This is a genomic window from Klebsiella sp. HMSC16A12 (assembly GCF_001808265.1).
In the GTDB taxonomy this organism is placed as follows: Bacteria; Pseudomonadota; Gammaproteobacteria; order Enterobacterales; family Enterobacteriaceae; genus Klebsiella; species Klebsiella pneumoniae.
In genome coordinates, this window is record NZ_KV792576.1 from 1,233 (window position 1) to 18,612 (window position 17,380).

The following is a 17,380-nucleotide window of genomic DNA, read 5'->3' on the forward strand; positions in this document are numbered from 1 at the left end:
CCAGGACCGGCAAGCGCAGCGCCGCCGGGCAGTCAGACCCGTGCCCTGGTGGCGTCATCAATTCTTTATCTCTGGCTTAATCGGCGGGCGATACGCTCAAGCTTCATCATCAACAGCAGCGTGACGCCCACCAGCACAATGGTCAGCGCCGAGCCATCGGCGATATTGCCGCGATCGGTGAGGCTGAAAATGGTCACCGGCAGCGTCGTCCAGCCCGGCGGATAGATCATCACCGTCGCCCCTAGCTCTCCCATCGACAACGACAGGCTCAGCGCCAGCGCCGAGATCATCCACGGCGTCATCAGCGGCAGCGTCACATGGCGCAGGCGATACCACGGCGAAGCGCCCAGGCTGGAGGCGACGTTTTCAATATCAGCGGAAATACGCGCCAGCCCGGTCGTTACGTTGCTGAAGGTAAAGGCGGAGATCAGCACGAAGTGCGCCGCCAGAACGATAAAGAAGGTGCCGTTCATCTGCAGCGGCCCCTGGCTAAACGCCACCAGAATGCCCAGCCCGACGGAAACCGAGGGGATGGCGCTGGGCAGATAAAACGCCAGGCCAAGATATTTCTGTAGCGTCGCGCCATACTGGCGCAGCGCCAGCGCCGCCCACATCCCGCACAGCAGCGCCAGCAGGCTGGCGCAGAAGCCCACCATCAGGCTCGAAAACAGCGAATCCCACGCCGCGCCGCGAAAGGCGTTAACAAAGTGGGCAAAGGTAAAGCCGGTGGGCAGCAGGCCATTCCATTGTTTACTCAGGCTGGAGAGTAAAATCACCGCCAGCGGCAGCAGGAAAACGCCGGCAAAAAGCGTCACCGCCAGCGCGCCCGCCGCCGCGCGGCCTTTACGCGACCAAATCAACATCGTTAACTCCTTACGCCAGTGCGCGCCGCCGCCAGCCGATAGAGCATAAACAGCCCCAGCGACAGCAGAATATTGATCAGCGCAATCATGCAGGCCACGCTGTAATCCGACTCCAGAATCGCCTTGCTGTAGACCATCATCGGCAGGGTATTGACCCCTTTGGCGCCAATAAACAGCACGATCCCGAACTCGTTAGTGGTCAATAGCAGGCACAGGCTGCCGCCCGCCATCAGCGCCGGGAGCGCTGCCGGGAAGATAACCTGGGTAATCACCCGTAACGGATGAGCGCCGAGAATACTCGCCGCTTCCAGCTGGCTCTTATCTATCTGCCGCAATCCCGCCATCAGCGGACGCATCACCAGCGGCGTAAAGACGGTAATCTCCGCCAGAATCACGCCGTTAATCGAATAGAGGAAGTCTACCGGCGGCAGTTCAAAAGCAAACAGCGCCATCAGGGTGCCGTTGAGCAGCCCCGCCGAACCGTAAATAAAGGTGAATGCGAGAGTGATAAGAAAGGTCGGCAGCGCAATAAAAGTATCAATGACCCGGCCCACCAGTTGGCTTCCGGGGAACGGAATAAACACCAGAATCAGCGCCAGCACGCTGCCGAGCACCAGACAGCCAAGGGTAGCGAACACTGCAATCTGTAAGGTATTGAGCAGCGCGCCAATAAAGCGTTTTGAGTCAATCACCTGCCAGAAAGTCTCGAGGCTCAGGTTGCCGCTGGCGTCACGTAATGCCTGTTCGGCGATCAACAGTAGCGGATAGAAAAACAGCGTCGCCAGCACCAGCAGCGGCAATGCCAGCCACAGGTAAGGCCGTAAGTTTCGCGCCGGACGCGCAAGCGTGAGGGTTTGCGCCATCATTGCACCTCGATCAGAACCGCATCGCCAGGTTCGAAGTAGAGCGCCAGCTTGTCCCCCCGCGCGCGGCAGCGGGTTCACGTGGGTCATCACAATCCGCACCGCTTCGCCCGCGACGTCGCACAGCAGATGCGTCAGATCGCCCTGCCAATGTACCGAGGTCAGGGTAGCATTGAGACGATTACTAGTTGCCGATCGCGGCGCCAGGCTCATGTGCTGCGGGCGAATGCATAACAGCTTGTTGTTGCCATGCAGGCCGCCACGGCTGAAGGCGTTAATCAGGCCGCCGCCACAGCTCACGCTAACCAGCCCCGGCTCGGGGCTGTCTTTCAGCGCCGTCGCCTGCAGGATATTGGCGCGGCCGAGGAATTCGGCGCTAAAGCGGTTCGGCGGATAGTGGTACAGCTCGTGCGTTTCACCGTGGGCGATCAGCGACCCGTCTTTCATAATGCCGATTTTGTCCGCCAGGGTCAGCGCTTCGGTCTGATCGTGGGTGACGTAGAGGATGGTGAGTTCCGGTAGTTCGCGATGCAGGCGGGCAATCTCTTCCACCATGTTATGGCGAATTTGCGCATCCAGCGCCGACAGCGGTTCATCAAGCAACAGCACCCGAGGACGCACGGCAATCGCGCGGGCTATCGCCACGCGCTGCTGCTGGCCGCCGGAAAGCTGATGCGGGTAGCGGGTGGCGTAATCCGCCATGCCGACGATTTTTAAGGCTTCAGTCACCCGCTCGGCGATAAGCCCCCTGGGCTGCTTTTGCGCCCGCAGGCCGAAGGCGACGTTATCTTCCACCTTCATATGCGGAAACAGCACGTAGTTCTGCACCACCATCGCCAGCCCGCGTTTGTACGGCGGCAGCTGGGTGACGTCCGTATCGCCGATCAGGATCCGCCCGCCAGCCGGTTGCACAAAACCGGCAATCGCCCGCAGCACCGTGGTTTTCCCGGAACCGGAAGGCCAATCAGCGCCAGCACCTCACCGGGCTCAATGGTCAATGACAGCGGTTTTAAGACCACGTTGCCGTGGTATGAAACGCGCAGCGAGTCCAGGGTGATCCCGGACGTCCCCGCCAGCGACGGGGAAGAAGTGACGGTGGTTTTCATCAACATCAGGCTTACTCGCTATCGGTCACTTTATGCCAGCGGGCAATGTCAGCCGACAGCGATACCGCGACATCATCCCAGTTCGGCTCCCAGCTCTTCACGTCGTCGAGCGCCGCTTTCGCCGCCTTAAAGTTAGCATCATCCGGCGCTACATCGCTGCGTACCGGCAGGCCCCAGGAGCGCGCGCTGACGCTGGATTGCGCCGGTTTATCCAGCAGGAAATTGATCAGCTTTTTGCCGTTTTCGCTGTTCGGTCCGTTCTGTACCAGCCCGATGGTGTAGGGCAGCGCCAGCGCGCTGCGCTCGCCTTTGTCATCCGCCGGCCAGAAAATTTTAACGTTCGGGTTACGCGCCATCTGCGACAGGTTCATCTGCAGATCGCCGTTGGCGACGTACAGCTCGCCTTTGTTGACCAGCGCCGTCAGCTTACCGGTCGAGGCCGATGGGCCAACGTTATTGGCCTGCAGCTTACCCAGATACGCAAAACCGGCGTCTTTACCGCCGAGGCTATGGAACGCCTGCAGCATCACCGCGGTACCGTCGCCCGCCTGACCCGGCGTGGAGTACTGCAACTTGTTCTTGAAGCGGCTATCCAGCAGATCCTGCCATCTGGCCGGCGCGGTTTTCAGCAACTGGCTGTTATAGATGAAGGTCAGATAGTTGTTCACCAGCGGCGCGTAACGGTCATTAGCGCCGGGGATCTGCGCGCTTCCCTGCGGGGTAAAGGTTGCCAGCAATTGCTCTTTCGCGGCGCGCTGGATAAACGGCGGCACCGTGACCAGCACATCAGCCTGCGGATTGGTGCGCTCCTTGGCCAGACGCTCGACGATCGCGCCGGAGCCGCCTTCCACATACTGCACTTTGATGCCCGTCGCTTTGGTGAAGGCAGCGAACTGGCTCTGATACCAGCTGTTATCGCCGTCATGCAGGCCGTCGGCGGAGTAAACCGTGACGACGCCGTCCGCCCAAACCGGAGAGCTGGTCAGCGCGAACAGGGACAGCAGAGCAAGTCGGGAGAGTTTCATCGTGTAAGCCTCATCGCAGTTAGTTATTCTGGTGTAGACCAGATTTAGCTTCACGCTACCGAGGGTTTATGACAAAACGATGAAAGAAGTATGTCGAAGGAGTTAAAACGAGCGGGATGCGTAGCCCCGGTAAGCGCTAGCGCCACCGGGGAGATCAAAAAATTTAACTAATAAAATCAATGGGTATCGACTTCGATCCGCAGGCTATCATGCCGCCAGTATTCAATATCGTAATCGAGAATACGCCCGTGCTGATCGTAATTCAGCCTGCGCAACAGCAGCGCCGGGCGCCCCTCCATCACCCCCAGCGCCTCGGCGGCCTGCGGCGGCATTGAGGTGGGATAAAACGACAGATGCATACTGGTATAGATCAGTTCGTAGTGAGTTTGATAAATCTCGGTCAGACTGCCGTTGAGATCGTGGCGCAGCAGCTCAGGCACCCGCGCGGGCAGACAGTGGTTTTCGCAGTAGCACACCGGCCGGCCGTCGGCATAGCGCAGCCGGGTCAGCAAATAGACCTGATCGAAGGGCTGCAGCGCCAGCGGCGCCATCACATCCAGCGGCACGGCAGCCAGGCGGCCATCAAGCAGCACCGTTTTCGGTTCGCGCCCCTGTTCGAGACACAGCTTGTGGAAGTTGGTATTTTGCGTCGGATCCAGCCACAGACGCTCCGGCGTTACAAACCAGCCGCGGCGGTCGGCGCGGTAAATCACGCCGCTGGCCTCCAGCTGCGCCAGGCTCTCACGCACCGTAATACGGGTCGTGTTGAACAGCGCGCACAGCTCGCGCTCGGAAGGCAGCTTGTCGCCGCTTTTGAGGGCGCCGTTTTGAATACGCGCCTGCAGCTGCGCCTTAATCATCAGGTATTGCGGCATCTCGCCAGAGGGTGATTTCATGTTTACTCACTGCCACTTTTCGTGCGCTCATTATACATAGCCAGATGAATTTTTTGTTGCAGCGCCACATTTCCTTTGACCCTTTCCCGGCTTTGTCTCCATGATAACTATAAATCTGGTATAGACCAAATGGTGAGACAAATGACTTCACGAAATTACCTGCTGCTGACCCCCGGCCCGTTAACCACCTCCCGTACGGTGAAAGAGGCGATGTTGTTCGATAGCTGCACCTGGGATGATGATTACAATCTCGGCGTGGTACAGACCATTCGCCAGCAGCTGGTGCAGTTGGCTACCCCGGCCGACGGTTATACCGCAGTGCTGCTGCAGGGTAGCGGCAGCTACGCGGTCGAAGCGGTGCTCGGCAGCGTCATCGGCGAACAGGGCAAAGTGCTAATCGTCAGCAATGGCGCCTATGGCGCGCGTATGATTGAGATGGCGCAGCTGATGGGCATCGTCTGCCACCCTTACGACTGCGGCGAAGTCTCCCGTCCGGACGCGGCCGCGATCGAACAGATCCTGCAGAACGACCCGGCGATCACCCATATCGCGATGGTACACAGCGAAACCACCACCGGTATGCTGAATCCGATCGAAGAGGTGGCCGAACTGGCGAAACGGTACGATAAACGCTATATCGTCGATGCGATGAGCAGCTTCGGCGGCATTCCACTGGATATCGCCGCGCTGAATATTGATTACCTGATAAGCTCCGCCAACAAATGCATTCAGGGCGTGCCGGGCTTTGCCTTCGTGATTGCCCGTGAAGCGGAGCTGGCCGCCTGCAAAGGCCGTTCGCGCTCGCTGTCGCTGGATCTGTACGCCCAGTGGCGCTGCATGGAGGACAACCACGGCAAGTGGCGCTTCACCTCGCCGACCCATACCGTGCTGGCCTTTGCCCAGGCGCTGAAAGAGCTGGCGCAGGAGGGCGGCGTTAGCGCCCGCTATCAGCGCTACCGCAACAATCAGCGCCGGCTGGTCGCCGGGATGCGCGCGCTCGGCTTCCGGCCGCTGCTCGACGATAGCCTGCACTCGCCGATCATTACCGCCTTTTATTCACCGGATGCGCCGCAGTATCGCTTTCACACCTTCTACCAGAAGCTGAAAGATCAGGGCTTCGTTATCTATCCGGGCAAAGTATCGCAAAGCGACTGCTTCCGCATCGGCAACATTGGCGAAGTCTACGACGCCGATATCACCGCCCTGCTGGCGGCTATCGACAACGCCATGTACTGGAAACAATAAGGAACCGCCATGAACCGTATTAGCGCACTGATCCTTGACTGGGCAGGCACCACCGTAGACTTCGGCTCTTTCGCCCCGACGCAAATTTTCGTCGAGGCCTTCCGCCAGGCCTTCGATATTGAGATAACCCTTGAAGAGGCCCGCGTGCCGATGGGGCTTGGCAAATGGCAGCACATTGAGGCGCTGGGCAAACTCCCCGCTGTCGATAGCCGCTGGCAGGCCAAATTCGGCCGCGCGATGACTGCCGCCGATATCGATGCGATCTACGCCGCGTTTATGCCGCTGCAAATCGCTAAGGTTGTCGATTTTTCCGCACCAATAGCCGGCGTGGTCGACACCATCGCCACGCTGCGCGCCAAGGGCCTGAAGATCGGCTCCTGCTCGGGCTATCCGCGTCCGGTGATGGAAAAGCTGGTACCGGCCGCCGCCGCCCAGGGCTACGCCCCGGACCACTGGGTCGCCACCGATGACCTTGCCGCCGGCGGTCGTCCGGGCCCGTGGATGGCGCTGCAGAACGTGATTACCCTGGGCATAGACGATGTGGCCCACTGCGTGAAGGTCGACGACGCCGCACCGGGCATCAGCGAAGGGTTACATGCCGGGATGTGGAGCGTCGGGCTGGCGGTGTCCGGTAACGAATTCGGCGCAACCTGGGAGGAGTACCAGGCGATGTCGAAAGCGGAAATCGCCACCCGCCGCGAGCGGGCGGCAGGCAAACTGTATGCCGCCGGGGCGCATTATGTGGTTGATACCCTGGCGGACCTGCCGGAAGTGATTGCCGACATCAATGCCCGGCTGGCAAAAGGCGAGCGGCCTTAAGCGGGTGAATTCACCTTCACTTTGGCCGCCACCAGCAGGCCGGTAAACAGCATCAATATCCCTGACAACACCAGCGGCGACAGCAGCCCTAAGTGGTCAAGCGCAATGCCGCCGACCGCGGCGCCGCAGGTGTTGGCCAGCTGGATCACCGCCACCTGAATCGACCCGGCTTTTTCCGCCTGATCGGAGAGGGAACGGGTGATCCACGTTGACCACCCCACCGGGATCAGCGCAAACGCGAAGCCCCAGATAATCGCCACCGTCGAGGCGATGATTTTGCTCTCTCCCCACAGCACCAGCGCCACCGCGCAGGCGGTCAGCACCAGCGGCGCGATCGCCAGCGCCGCTTTTACCGAACGCTTGAGCAGCACCGAGGAGAGCGAGGTGCCGATAAAGCTGGCGATACCAAAGCTCAGCAGCACCAGCGTCAGGCCGTCGACGTCAAAACCGGCGAGGGTCATGTAAACCGGGCGAATATAGGTAAAGAAGGCGAACTGTCCGGCAAAGGCCATGAAAATGGCGCACATTCCGGCCATCACCCCCGGACGCTTCAGCAGACCAAACATATTTTGCTGCTGAGAAGCCGATTCACCGGGCAGCGACGGCAGCGCTTTCAGCACCCAGAGCGTACACAGCACGCCCATCACCGCCGCGCCGTTAAAGACGTTGCGCCAGCCGATAAGCCCGCCAAGGAAACTGCCCAATGGGGCAGCAATTACCAGCGCGATCGATACCGCGCCGAAAATAATCGATAGCGCTTTCGGCACCACGCGCATCGGCACCAGCCGCATGGTCAGCGATGCGGACATCGCCCAGAAACCGCCGAGCGCCAGGCCCAGACAGGCGCGCCCCAGTAGTAGCAGGGTGAAGCTATCAGCGAAAGATACCAGCAGGCAGGAAAGGGTCAGCAGCAGCGAAAACAGGATAACCACGTAGCGGCGATCGGTTTTACCTATCACCGTGGTGATAAACAGGCTGGAAAACATCGCGACGAATGCCGTCGTCGTCACCGACTGCCCGGCCATCCCTTCGGAGATGCCTAAATCCAGCGCCATCGGCGTCAGCAGACTGACCGGTAGAAATTCGACGGTAATCAGGCAGGCAACGCAGAAAGCAACCGCGAAGACCGCCGACCAGTTTGGTCGCGCCAGCTCGCGTGCATGGGGTTTGGTTTCATTTGAATGACTCATGAGTGACCTGCGAAGAAAGTGGCGGAAAGCTGCGCAGTGTAACATTTTGTTTGTGACGCATTTAACGTTTTCGCAACTCTCATCGCTTTTCATAAGAGGATGCGTAGCTGCTCGTATGTTTAAAAAAACGTTGCTTGCTATCGCTTTAACAAATCTCAGGAGAATTTAATATAGCACTATGTGCTATACTTTTAACGACAGGATGTCAGCAATGCGTATCTTCAAAACCAAATGGTTCGCCAGAGAGGCTAGCTCTCATGGCATTTCCGACGACGAGCTCTATCAGGCAATTCAATCTGCGCTTCAGGGCAAGGTGGTTGATTTAGGAGGAGGGGTTTATAAAAAGCGACTCAACAAGAATCGCGATCGCGCAATCATCCTTACCAAAAAAGCGCAGAGTATTGGTTTTATACCTTTCTATATGCCAAACAGGATATGGCCAATATCAACCATCGCGAATTAATGGGGATTCGTGAGTTAGCAAAACACTATGCCAATCTCTCTGAAGAGAAAACGACGGCCTTAGTTAAAAGTAAAGAATTAGTGGAGATTTGCGATGACAGCAAAAAATAAATACAAAAGCCCGGCTTTCGAAGCGATCCATAGCGCTGCGTCGGGGCTATTCAGCGTTGGCGCAATCCCACAGGAAACAATGCGCCATTTTGATGAATCATGTCTCGGTAGCGTAGCCGCACTTCAACCCATTGAAATTAAAGCGCTACGTGAACAACTCAATGTTAGCCAACCCGTGTTCGCTCGTTATCTGAATACCAGCGTGTCTACCGTGCAAAAATGGGAGACTGGCGCTAAGCGGCCAAGCGGAATGTCATTAAAATTGCTTAGCGTCGTACAAAAACACGGCCTGAAAATCCTACTGTAGTTATCCTGCCGGATGGCGCTTACGCTTATCCGGCCTGCAAGTGACGAGTGCGGAAACCGTAGGCCGGATAAGGCGCAGCCGCCATCCGGCACAAAAAGCGATGAACCCCAGGCCGAATAACTATGAGATCAGTGCAGCCAGTGCACGCCGTCTTCCGGGAGAAACAGGTCGTTATAGCGCTGCTGAAGGTTATGCAAATCGCTCATATCCGGATCCAGCTCGCGCAGAAACCCTTGCGCCAGGCGGATCTGCGCCTCGGTGATCGGCGCCGCTAAACGCGCTTTTTGCATCAGGCGATACCAGTAATGCAGGTTTTTTTCGCTGGCGTCGACAATCGCGACCTGCCAGATGAGCAGCACCTGGGCGGCGTTCTGCAGATGTGCTTCATTCGGCCGCTCCAGGTAACGCAAATACTCATTACCGGCGGTTTTTCCCAGCTGATCGATCATCGATTCCAGCGGGACAGGCGTGATGCCGAGGCGTTCGCTCAGGCGGCGGATCGCGCGGCGTGAATCAGAGGTAAGCACCCGAAATCCCACAACAAACACCACTATCAGGGTGGCCAGTCCTATCCAGATCATGCATCCTCTCATCCAATCGCAGCCTGACTATCATAATGGGAATTTGCCTGCTGTCGACTGTCGGACCTGGCATAATGCGCAAGAAATAAAAAAGCCCGGCGCGAAGGCCGGGCAAGGTTACCAAATACCTGGTGAATCAGGCGGTCTGCAAAATACGGTTCTTTTTCTCGCGGCGAATTTTACGCTCTTCAAAGATAGCCACGATGGCCATCAGGCAGATACAGCCGACGGCGGCGGCGTCCAGCGCCGCAAAGGTGCCGGCCCAGCCGGTCAGGCCGAAGACCGGGGTGCCGTCGGCGATCATCCCAAGACCCAGTTTGGCGAAGCTATCGCCGATCAGATAGGCGAAGGTGCCCTTGATTCCATCGGCGGCGCCGATCGCTTTTTTCGGTACGAAACCGACGGCGGCGACGCCGATCAACAGCTGCGGACCAAACACCAGGAAGCCCAGCGCAAACAACGAGGCCAGATAGACGTACTGGTTGCTGGCATGTTGGTAAACCCCGAGGGTGGCGATAATCAGCGCCAGCGCGATGCAGGCCACCAGCGCGCGGCGGCCGTTGGCCAGATCCGACAGCCAGCCCCACAGCAGCGTGCCGACCAGCGCGCCGACCTCAAACAGGGTAAAGCCCTGAATCGCCACCTCTTTCGACAGCTTCAGCTCCTGGAAGGCGTACACGGTGGACCACTGATCGATACCGATACGCACCACGTAGAGGAAGATGTTGGAGAAGCACAGCAGCCAGATCACTTTGTTTTTCAGCACGTACTCAACAAAGATCTGCCACTTGGTCATCGCATTTTCTTCGGTCTCTTTGTCCTCTTCGCTGATCGCTTCGCCAAACAGCTCTTCCGCCGTGCCGAGGCCGTAGGATTCCGGAGAGTCGCTACCGTAGCGCAGGCCGATAAAGCCAACAATCAGCGCAATAATCGACGGGAAGATAAACATGCCGATCACATGGCCGTCGAACAGATAGTTGGCGCCAAACAGCGCCACGCCCGCCGCGCCCGCGCCGCCGAGGTTGTGGGAGATATTCCAGAAGCCGAGGAAAGTGCCGCGTTTGCGTCTGGGCGTCCACTTGGTGATGGTGGAATAGCTGCACGAGCCGCCGGTGCTCTGGAAGAAACCGCTCAGCGCATAGAAGGCAATCATCAGGAACAGGCTGGTAGAACCAGCCCCCATGCTGGCGCTAAAGCCCAGCATACAGATGGCGGAGAGGATCAGCATAAACGGCAGGAACTGCTTGGTGTTTTTGCCGTCGGCATAATAAGAGACCAGCGTCTTGCCCACGCCGTAGGTGATGGAGAAGCCCAGGCCAATCATCCCCAGCTGGGTCATGCTCAGCCCGTAGGTGGAGATCATGTCGTTCTGCGCGATGTTAAAGTTCTTGCGGATCAAGTACATGGTCAGGTAGCCGATGAAAACCACCAGATAGGACTGCATGAAAGGTTTGAACCACATTTTGCGCCGCACATCGAGCGGCAGATCCAGGGTCGGCTTGCGCACCTGATTCAGAAAGGCCAGCATGGGTATCTCCTGAGCTGATTTTTTATGCCTGCGTAATAACCAGGCATTGTAAAAACCAGCGCGCCGTCTGGCCTGAGACGGCGTCCAGGTAAAACCGGGAAAATTTCTTAGTTTTGCCCCGTTCGCGGCGAAAGGGTGAGCTACATCACGCTTCGCTGGCGGTACGCGGCGCCTGCGCGTTTAAAAACGGCAGCAGCAGCAGCGCGGAAATGCCGGCGGCAATCGCAATCACCACGAAGAATCCGGTCCAGTGCCAGATATCCATCACCTGCGCCAGCGGCCAGCCGGAAAGCGAGGCGCCAAGATAAGCGAACAGGCCGACAAACCCGGTTGCCGCCCCGGCGGCTTCTTTATGCGAACATTCCGCCGCCGCCATGCCGATCAGCATCTGCGGGCCGAAAACGAAGAAACCGGTAGTGAAGAAGCAGGCCGCCTGCATGACATAGCTGGCGAACGGCATCAGCCACAGGCCGCCAACCGACAGCAAAATTCCGGCGGCGAAAATCAGGTTCATCGGCCCACGGTTGCCGTTAAACAGCTTATCCGAGCCCCACCCCGCCACCAGCGCGCCGATAAAACCGCCCAGCTCAAACATGGTCACCGCCGAGTTAGCGGTCACCAGATCGACGCCGAGCGTCTCCGACATATACAGATTGCCCCAGTCGTTAATCGCCGCCCGCACCACGTACACCAGCACATAGCACAACGACAGCAGCCAGATGTAGGGATTGGCCAGCACGTAGCGGGTCAGGATCGCTTTACGAGACATCCCAGCGCCTTCCTGCTGCTGGGCGATTTCCAGCGCATCGTGACGCCAGTCGCCCACGGCGGGTAACCCCACCGCCTGCGGGCGATCGCGCAGCCGCCAGCACAGATACAGTCCGGCGAGGATCGCCAGACAGCCGGCGATGGTCATCCCGGCACGCCAGCCGTAGTGCAGCGCCGCCGCTCCCACCACCATCGGGATCAGCGCGCCGCCGACGTTATGCGCCGTATTCCATAGCGCCCACCAGCCGCCGCGCTCGGTCCGCGAATACCAGGCCGTCAGCAGTCGGGCGCACACCGGCGAGCCCCAGCCCTGGAAGAAGGCATTCAGCGCCCACAGCAGCGCGAAAGCCCATAGTGAGGAAGAAAAACCGAACAGAATATTCACCACCCCGGTGGCGATAAGCCCAAGCCCCATAAAATAGCGGGCGTCGGAGCGGTCGCTGACGATACCGGAGAAAAATTTCGACAGTCCGTAGGTGATATAGAACAGCGTGGCCAGCAGGCCAATATCGCTGCGGGTCAGGACGTTGCTGGCGAGAATTTCCGGGACCGCGGCGTTAAAGCTTTTGCGGGTGAAATAGAACAGCGCGTAGCCCAGCCAGATGGTCAACAGGATATGGCGACGCCAGTAGCGATAACGCGCATCAAGCTCGCGTTTATCGCTAATCGGCGCAGCGTCCGGCGGGGCTTTTAAAAAGGCGAACATCGGCGATCCTCTCAGGCGTAACGCAGCGGTAGATTGACGCACACCCGGGTACCGTGGGTGCAGGAGATCGTCAGTGTGCCGCCCAGGGCGGTCACGCGCTCGCGCATGCCGGTCAGGCCGAACCCCTGCAGATTCGACCCCGGCGGCAGGCCGCAACCGTCATCTTCCAGCACCAGCATTAGTCGCTCATCCTGCTGCCAGCCCTGCAGAGTGACAGCGCTGGCGCTGGCGTGCTTGACGATATTATTCAGCCCCTCCTGGCAAACGCGAAACAGCGTCACGCGCTGGTTCTCGCTCAGTCCCGCCTCGTTAATCCGCCAGTCGAGATGGCTGACAATGCCGCGGTCCTCCAGCTCCATCTCGCGCATCAACGAACGTACCGCCTGCTCCAGCGGCAGGTCGTCGAGCTGACGCGGACGCAGACGGCCTAGCAGTCTACGCACCGAGTCGTAAACTCCCAGCGACAGCTGTTCTATCAGCTGACCGCTCTGGCGCACGCTGGCGTTGTCCGGCGCCAGCCGCTGTACGATCCCGGCCTGGGTGCGGATCGCGGTGATGGTCTGGCCGATATCATCATGGAGCTCGCGGGCGACGTCTCGCCGCACGCTCTCTTCGGTCTCCAGCAGGCGTTCCGCCAGCCGACGATTACGCGCCAGCTCGCTTTGTAATGACTGATTCAGCTCGCGTAGCCGCTGGATCCCCGCCCCCAACAGCAGCCCGGTGAGGCTCTGTGCCAGCAGGGAAAGCAATAAATCGACCGGGTGATCGTGCCAGGTCTGGCTGGCAATCAAGGCGATAGCGTTCATCAGGGTGGCGATCAGCGCTCCCTGCCAGCCGTAGTGCCAGGCGAGGGCGATAATCGGCAGCGCCAGACAAAACGGGGTAAAGCGGGAGAGCTCGGCGGGCAGGCCAAGCTGCAGCCACAGGCTAATGGTGAATAACAGCAGATACCAGATCAGATGCCGCCCGCGCCAGTTAACCGGCTGCGCCACCAGCGCCGGCCCCAGCGGCCGCCAGACGGTGCTGGTAAGATAGTGCCAGAAAACCAGGCAGGTCGGCGCCAGCGTCAGGCCGCCGGTCAGCGTCAACAGCAGGGCGTTAAGCCCCTCGTCCCCCTCCGCCAGCCACGGCAGCGATTGCAGCAGCGCGGCGGCCATTAACGCCCCGCCCTGACGCAGCAGCGTCAGCCAGTCGCGCTGCTGCCGGTAGCGCGAGATCAACGCCACCGGCAGCAGAGTCAGCAGGCTTCCGGTCATCAAAATTATCGGGTGCGCCAGCGCCACCTCCTGCGCCAGCCATAAGATAAGCAGCCACTCGGTTCCCAGCAGCACTGGCCAGTAGCCGCGGGGGCATTGCAGCATTAACCCCAGCCGCAGGCCAAAGGGAAACAGCAGCACCGCTAAATCCGCGCGTTCCACCAGATGCAGACTGATGCTCCACAGGCAGAACCAGGCGGCCGCGAAGATAAAGGCGCAGCCGATGACCGACAGCAATCGTGAGACGACGGCCTTCATTGCCAGCTATCGAACATGCGGCGCGCCAGCTCAACGTCGTTGCTGACGCCCAGCTTTTCCAGCAGGTTGGCGCGGTGTACGTGGACGGTTTTCGGCGACAGACCGAGCTCGGCGGCAATCTCTTTCACCGCCATGCCCTGCGCCAGCTTTTCCGCCACCTGACGCTCGCGTTTGGTGAGCGGATCCTGGCGCCCGGCGGCCAGCTTCATGGCGATATCCGGCGTGAGATAGCAACCGCCCGCCGCCACCGTGCGTACCGCGGCGATAAGTTCATCGGGGCTGCAGCGTTTCGACAGGAAGCCGCGCGCGCCGGCGTTCAACGCCTGCTCGATCAGCGCCGGGCTATCGTGTACCGACAGCATGATGGTCGCCATCCCCTTCGGCAGCTGGCTGAGCAGCTCCAGCCCGGAAATATCCGGCATTGAGATATCGCAGATACAGACCTGCACGCCGCGCCCCGGTAGCCCCGTCAGCGCCTCGCGGCCGCTACCAAATTCGGCGACAACCTGAAAATCAGCTTCCAGCCCCAGCAGCTGAGCAAAGCCGGAGCGGACAATCAAATGATCGTCAATAAGGGCGATGGTGGTCATGGTGTGTCCTGGTGCCTGAAAACGCAGGATGGCGGCGTAAACGCCTTATCCGGCCTACGGATTCACTGCCTGTAGGCCGGATAAGCGCAGCGTCATCCGGCAAAGGCGCTTACCTTAGCGATAAGCGCGTGGCTGTTCAAGCCTTGAGCGCTATTCGAAGAACACCGCAATTTTGTTAAACATGGTGGGATCGGACTGGTTACGCGCCACTTTGGTGACATCTTCCAGCTTTTCAATCTGGCTAATCATCTGCCCCAGTCGCTGGTCATCATTTACCAGCAGCCAGATGCGGCTGTGTTCGCTGCCCTGAATTGGCAGACAGAGAATGCCTTCGACGTTAAACGCGCGACGGGCAAAAAGCCCGCACACGTGGGTCATGACGCCGGGATGGTTGCGGACGGTGAGTTCCAGAATGACGTTATCACATTGTTTTTGCATGGCTTATTCCCCCACCATTTCAGTATTGGCCGCACCCGGCGGTACCATCGGATACACTTTCTGCTGTGCGTCGATGCGCACGTGGATCAGCGCCGGCCCCGGACGGTCGATAATCGCCTGCAGCGCCGCCTGCGGATCGACTTCATTATTTAAATCACAGGTTTGCAGGCCAAAACCGGCGGCAATCTGCATAAAGTTAATCATCCCCGGATAGGTGGCGGCAAAAACGCCCTGCTGATAGAACAGGCTCTGCTGCTGATGCACCAGCCCCAGCGCTTCGTTGTTCAGCAGGATAATTTTTACATCCAGCTGATTTTCGGCGGCGGTGGCCATCTCCTGAATATTCATCATCAGGCTGCCGTCGCCGGAGAAGCAGATAACCTTGCGCTGCGGATTCGCCAGCGCCGCGCCGATCGCCGCCGGCAGGCCGAAGCCCATGGTGCCGAGGCCGCCGGAGGTCAGCCACTGGCGCGGACGATTGAGCGGGTAGGCCTGCGCCGTCCACATCTGGTGCTGGCCAACGTCGGTAGTGATGATCGCTTCATCATCCACGCAGGCGGCCACGGCGTTAATCAGGCCGTAATGGGAGAGCGGGTCGCTTTCCTGCGGGATGGCGCAGGGGAATTCGCGCTGCAAGTCGGCCACCAGCTGGCGCCATTCCTCGCGCGGCTGCGCCTCAATCTGCGGGTTCAGCTGGGCTAAGACTTCCGCCACATCGCCCTGAATCGCCACGTGCGGTTGCTTAATTTTGCCCAGTTCGGCGCGGTCGATATCGACGTGGATAATCTTCGCGTTCGGGCAGAACTGCTCGGTCTTGCCAATCGCCCGGTCATCAAAACGGGCGCCTAAAACAATCAGTAAATCCGCCTCCTGCAGAATGAAGTTGGTGCTGCGCGCGCCGTGCATCCCCAGCATCCCCAGCGACAGCGGGTGCGCCTTCGGCAGCATGCCCAGCGCCATTAAGGTCATGGTGGTCGGCAGGTTGGCTTTTTCCGCCAGCTCACGGATCGCCTGCGGCGCGTTAATCACCCCGCCGCCCAGATACAGTACCGGGCGTTTCGCCGCGTTGATCATTGCCGCCGCTTCACGCACGCTTTCAGGCGCGAATGCCGGTGCCGGGGCGCGCTCGCCAGGCTCAGGCAGCGCTTCCAGCTCAATGGTCGCCGACTGCACGTCCTTAGGAATGTCTATCCACACCGGCCCGGGACGCCCGGACTGGGCAATACGGAAGGCATCGCTGATCACCTGCGGCAGCTCGGCAATGTCGCGCACCAGATAGTTATGTTTGGTGATGGGGATAGAGATGCCGTAGGTGTCCACTTCCTGGAAGGCGTCGGTACCGATCATCGAGGCCGGTACCTGGCCGGTGATGCAGACCAGCGGAATCGAATCCAGGCGGGCATCGGCGATCGCCGTCACCAGGTTCGTCGCCCCCGGGCCGCTGCAGGCCATACAGACCGCCGGCTTGCCTTCGGTACGCGCCATCCCCTGGGCGATAAAGCCCGCGCCCTGCTCGTGGCGCGCCAGGATGTGGCGGATCTGCGTGCTCTGGCTTAAGGCATCGTAGATAGGCAGGATGGAGCCGCCCGGAATGCCGCTGACCATAGTGATACCCTGGCGCTCCAGTAAATGAACAACCAGCTGCGCGCCGGTAAAGCGCATTGTGTTTGATGTGGTGCCCGAACTTGCCATGCTCCAGTCCTTTTCTTCTGGGCCGACTTTACCGGGGGGCTCGCCAACAAAAAACCCCGCTCGGTTTGCGCCGGCGGGGTTTGGAATTCGTGTTGTTCCGGACCCTACGGCGCATTGCCGACGACGACCACCACAGACACGACGACCACCGCGGCTGGCGCGGTTTTTAGTAGGGTCGAAGCGATCAGGGTTGCGTTCATTAGGGACCTGTTGTGTCGAAAAATAAGCTGAATTTATACAAACACAGGTTTTACGTTTTCACAATGGATTTATTTTCATCCACGAAAATTTGCGCGAAAGATCACAGTTCGGCGCAAAAGGACAGAAAACAAAAAACCCCGCCGGAGCGAGGTTTTTATCAGCATGGTTACAGGTGGTAGCCGCAAGCACACTGTATTACGTCAACGCCAAAAGTATACGCGATCGCTGCAGTTCGCGCAATTTAAGGTCGGTTTTTCTCTGTCATAGAGTATGGATGAGAGGGGCGGATTTGTCCAAAAAATACTGTTCATCCATACAGTGTTTATCTATACTGGGTGTGTTCACTTTGTGCCATTCGGGGGCCGCAAGTTTGACCGGCGCAACGAAGTCCTGGCTGAAACGGGTGGTGCCGTCAGTGCCTTAACCCCGAGAGAGCACACTGTGTTACGTCAACAACGTGCAGTCACTGGCCCGC

General features: G+C 59.2%; 17 protein-coding genes and 2 pseudogenes. 5 read left to right on the forward strand and 14 right to left on the reverse strand.

Going from position 1 to position 17,380, the window contains the following annotated elements:
- Positions 1-65: 65 nt before the first annotated feature.
- The 5 genes and pseudogenes from phnV to phnR form a co-directional block, all read right to left on the reverse strand.
- Positions 66-863 (reverse strand): 2-aminoethylphosphonate ABC transport system, membrane component PhnV, encoded by a 798-nt coding sequence (gene phnV, locus HMPREF3140_RS08830; RefSeq protein ID WP_004145044.1) that lies wholly within the window; start codon positions 861-863, stop codon positions 66-68.
- Positions 864-865: 2 nt separating this feature from the next.
- Entirely contained in the window at positions 866-1,726 is an 861-nt protein-coding gene (gene phnU, locus HMPREF3140_RS08835; RefSeq protein ID WP_004150257.1) for a 2-aminoethylphosphonate ABC transporter permease subunit, read from the reverse strand.
- A pseudogene (gene phnT, locus HMPREF3140_RS08840) lies at positions 1,726-2,838 on the reverse strand (2-aminoethylphosphonate ABC transport system ATP-binding subunit PhnT). Before phnT ends, phnU begins: the two are co-directional and overlap by 1 nt.
- Positions 2,839-2,843: 5 nt before the next feature.
- Complete coding sequence (gene phnS / locus HMPREF3140_RS08845) at positions 2,844-3,857, reverse strand: 2-aminoethylphosphonate ABC transporter substrate-binding protein (protein WP_032412630.1); 1,014 nt, start codon at positions 3,855-3,857, stop codon at positions 2,844-2,846.
- 176 nt (positions 3,858-4,033) lie between these two features.
- Entirely contained in the window at positions 4,034-4,753 is a 720-nt protein-coding gene (gene phnR, locus HMPREF3140_RS08850) for a phosphonate utilization transcriptional regulator PhnR (RefSeq protein ID WP_002923196.1), read from the reverse strand.
- Between the two features lie 141 nt (positions 4,754-4,894).
- On the opposite strand from phnR, the gene phnW reads away from it, so the two are divergent.
- Positions 4,895-5,998, forward strand: coding sequence for a 2-aminoethylphosphonate--pyruvate transaminase (gene phnW, locus HMPREF3140_RS08855; RefSeq protein ID WP_032412633.1), 1,104 nt, complete (start codon positions 4,895-4,897; stop codon positions 5,996-5,998).
- 9 nt (positions 5,999-6,007) lie between these two features.
- Positions 6,008-6,817, forward strand: coding sequence for a phosphonoacetaldehyde hydrolase (gene phnX, locus HMPREF3140_RS08860; RefSeq protein WP_004210697.1), 810 nt, complete (start codon positions 6,008-6,010; stop codon positions 6,815-6,817).
- Here the strand turns inward: phnX and nepI are convergent.
- Complete coding sequence (gene nepI, locus HMPREF3140_RS08865) at positions 6,814-8,007, reverse strand: purine ribonucleoside efflux pump NepI (RefSeq protein ID WP_004186250.1); 1,194 nt, start codon at positions 8,005-8,007, stop codon at positions 6,814-6,816. The two genes, phnX and nepI, sit on opposite strands and share 4 nt — an antisense overlap.
- Before the next feature lie 211 nt (positions 8,008-8,218).
- Here nepI and HMPREF3140_RS08870 point away from each other — a divergent pair.
- Together HMPREF3140_RS08870 and HMPREF3140_RS08875 are read left to right on the forward strand one after the other, a co-directional pair.
- Positions 8,219-8,580 (forward strand): annotated as a pseudogene (locus HMPREF3140_RS08870) (type II toxin-antitoxin system RelE/ParE family toxin).
- Entirely contained in the window at positions 8,564-8,887 is a 324-nt protein-coding gene (locus tag HMPREF3140_RS08875; protein ID WP_004173862.1) for a helix-turn-helix domain-containing protein, read from the forward strand. The pseudogene HMPREF3140_RS08870 and the gene HMPREF3140_RS08875 overlap by 17 nt, the downstream one beginning before the upstream one ends.
- 128 nt (positions 8,888-9,015) lie before the next feature.
- Here the strand turns inward: HMPREF3140_RS08875 and HMPREF3140_RS08880 are convergent, their stop codons facing one another.
- The 8 genes from HMPREF3140_RS08880 to ivbL all read right to left on the reverse strand — a co-directional run bounded on the left by HMPREF3140_RS08880 (position 9,016) and on the right by ivbL (position 16,904).
- Complete coding sequence (locus HMPREF3140_RS08880) at positions 9,016-9,468, reverse strand: DUF1198 domain-containing protein (protein ID WP_032412636.1); 453 nt, start codon at positions 9,466-9,468, stop codon at positions 9,016-9,018.
- A gap of 136 nt (positions 9,469-9,604) precedes the next feature.
- Positions 9,605-10,996, reverse strand: a complete 1,392-nt coding sequence (uhpT, locus tag HMPREF3140_RS08885; protein ID WP_002923280.1) for a hexose-6-phosphate:phosphate antiporter — start codon at positions 10,994-10,996, stop codon at positions 9,605-9,607.
- Positions 10,997-11,141: 145 nt separating this feature from the next.
- Entirely contained in the window at positions 11,142-12,470 is a 1,329-nt protein-coding gene (locus HMPREF3140_RS08890) for an MFS transporter (RefSeq protein ID WP_004145056.1), read from the reverse strand.
- Between the two features lie 11 nt (positions 12,471-12,481).
- Positions 12,482-13,963 carry a signal transduction histidine-protein kinase/phosphatase UhpB gene (uhpB, locus tag HMPREF3140_RS08895; protein ID WP_004151519.1) on the reverse strand — a complete coding sequence of 494 codons (1,482 nt, stop codon included), beginning with the start codon at positions 13,961-13,963 and terminating at the stop codon, positions 12,482-12,484.
- Positions 13,964-13,980: 17 nt separating this feature from the next.
- The gene (uhpA, locus tag HMPREF3140_RS08900; RefSeq protein WP_002923282.1) at positions 13,981-14,574 is read right to left on the reverse strand and encodes a transcriptional regulator UhpA; all 594 of its coding nucleotides are present in this window, start codon (positions 14,572-14,574) and stop codon (positions 13,981-13,983) included.
- 150 nt (positions 14,575-14,724) lie between these two features.
- Positions 14,725-15,012 (reverse strand): acetolactate synthase small subunit, encoded by a 288-nt coding sequence (gene ilvN / locus HMPREF3140_RS08905; RefSeq protein WP_002923283.1) that lies wholly within the window; start codon positions 15,010-15,012, stop codon positions 14,725-14,727.
- A gap of 3 nt (positions 15,013-15,015) precedes the next feature.
- Entirely contained in the window at positions 15,016-16,704 is a 1,689-nt protein-coding gene (gene ilvB / locus HMPREF3140_RS08910; RefSeq protein WP_004173858.1) for an acetolactate synthase large subunit, read from the reverse strand.
- Positions 16,705-16,808: 104 nt separating this feature from the next.
- A complete protein-coding gene (gene ivbL / locus HMPREF3140_RS27135) occupies positions 16,809-16,904 on the reverse strand; it encodes an ilvB operon leader peptide IvbL (RefSeq protein ID WP_002923286.1) in 96 nt (31 codons plus the stop codon).
- A gap of 12 nt (positions 16,905-16,916) precedes the next feature.
- Between ivbL and HMPREF3140_RS28695 the strand changes: the two genes are divergently transcribed.
- The gene (locus HMPREF3140_RS28695; protein WP_004150272.1) at positions 16,917-17,084 is read left to right on the forward strand and encodes a hypothetical protein; all 168 of its coding nucleotides are present in this window, start codon (positions 16,917-16,919) and stop codon (positions 17,082-17,084) included.
- Positions 17,085-17,380 lie beyond the last annotated feature (296 nt).

Coding starts and splice junctions, on each gene's coding strand:
- phnR (WP_002923196.1), bottom strand. CDS start 4,753: ATGAAATCACCCTCTGGCGAGATGCCGCAATACCTGATGATTAAGGCG.
- phnW (WP_032412633.1), top strand. CDS start 4,895: ATGACTTCACGAAATTACCTGCTGCTGACCCCCGGCCCGTTAACCACC.
- phnU (WP_004150257.1), bottom strand. CDS start 1,726: ATGGCGCAAACCCTCACGCTTGCGCGTCCGGCGCGAAACTTACGGCCT.
- uhpT (WP_002923280.1), bottom strand. CDS start 10,996: ATGCTGGCCTTTCTGAATCAGGTGCGCAAGCCGACCCTGGATCTGCCG.
- uhpA (WP_002923282.1), bottom strand. CDS start 14,574: ATGACCACCATCGCCCTTATTGACGATCATTTGATTGTCCGCTCCGGC.
- ilvN (WP_002923283.1), bottom strand. CDS start 15,012: ATGCAAAAACAATGTGATAACGTCATTCTGGAACTCACCGTCCGCAAC.
- ilvB (WP_004173858.1), bottom strand. CDS start 16,704: ATGGCAAGTTCGGGCACCACATCAAACACAATGCGCTTTACCGGCGCG.
- HMPREF3140_RS08890 (WP_004145056.1), bottom strand. CDS start 12,470: ATGTTCGCCTTTTTAAAAGCCCCGCCGGACGCTGCGCCGATTAGCGAT.
- phnV (WP_004145044.1), bottom strand. CDS start 863: ATGTTGATTTGGTCGCGTAAAGGCCGCGCGGCGGCGGGCGCGCTGGCG.
- HMPREF3140_RS08880 (WP_032412636.1), bottom strand. CDS start 9,468: ATGATCTGGATAGGACTGGCCACCCTGATAGTGGTGTTTGTTGTGGGA.
- phnX (WP_004210697.1), top strand. CDS start 6,008: ATGAACCGTATTAGCGCACTGATCCTTGACTGGGCAGGCACCACCGTA.
- ivbL (WP_002923286.1), bottom strand. CDS start 16,904: ATGAACGCAACCCTGATCGCTTCGACCCTACTAAAAACCGCGCCAGCC.
- nepI (WP_004186250.1), bottom strand. CDS start 8,007: ATGAGTCATTCAAATGAAACCAAACCCCATGCACGCGAGCTGGCGCGA.
- phnS (WP_032412630.1), bottom strand. CDS start 3,857: ATGAAACTCTCCCGACTTGCTCTGCTGTCCCTGTTCGCGCTGACCAGC.
- HMPREF3140_RS08875 (WP_004173862.1), top strand. CDS start 8,564: ATGACAGCAAAAAATAAATACAAAAGCCCGGCTTTCGAAGCGATCCAT.